This is a genomic window from Paramagnetospirillum caucaseum, from assembly GCF_000342045.1.
Lineage (GTDB): Bacteria > Pseudomonadota > Alphaproteobacteria > Rhodospirillales > Magnetospirillaceae > Phaeospirillum > Phaeospirillum caucaseum.
Genome location: NZ_AONQ01000199.1, coordinates 1 through 573, shown reverse-complemented (window position 1 = coordinate 573; position 573 = coordinate 1). Strand labels below are relative to the sequence as shown.

Sequence of the window (573 nt, the reverse complement as noted above, 5' to 3'; positions counted from 1 at the left end):
TACGAATTCCTCAAGCGGGACGATCCCCTGGCGCGTGGCTATGTCGGCTTCGCCCGTGGGCTCGGCATCGAGTACTTCGAGCAGTTGACCTCGGAGCGGCGCGAGGAAGTCGCCACTCGGGGTGGCCGCAAGGTGTTCAGGTGGACGGTTCGGAAGGGCCTCGCCAACGAGGCGCTCGATACCACGAACTACGCCGAGGCCGCCGCCACGCTCAAGGGATGGACCCGCTGGAACGACAGCGATTGGGAATTGCTGATCGCCGAGCGTGATGCACCGCCCGACGCGGTCGGTACGCAACTGGACCTTGAACATCAATTGTTGGCGGCTCGTCCGCCAACACCATCCCGCCCAGCGGCCGAAACGCCGCCGGCATCAAAGGCCGATCCCCTGGACCGGCTGGCATAACACTACAGGGCTGGCCCGGCCCTCCTAGCGGTTGGCGCCGAACGGCATCCGTCCATCCGCAGGGCGCCCCTCACGGTACCGGAGATATTCCATGACGCCCGACGAGAGATCCCGGCTCACAGCCGAACTGGCCCGGCTGGAAGCCTCCTACACCGACATGATCAGCGG

The 573-nt window shown here is 65.8% G+C and carries 1 protein-coding gene; it reads left to right on the top strand.

The genetic code is table 11. From position 1 onward, the window contains the following. On the top strand, window positions 1–405 hold a 405-nt coding region (locus tag H261_RS22995; RefSeq protein WP_008622945.1), incomplete at its 5' end, for a terminase gpA endonuclease subunit. Window positions 406–573: the final 168 nt, after the last annotated feature.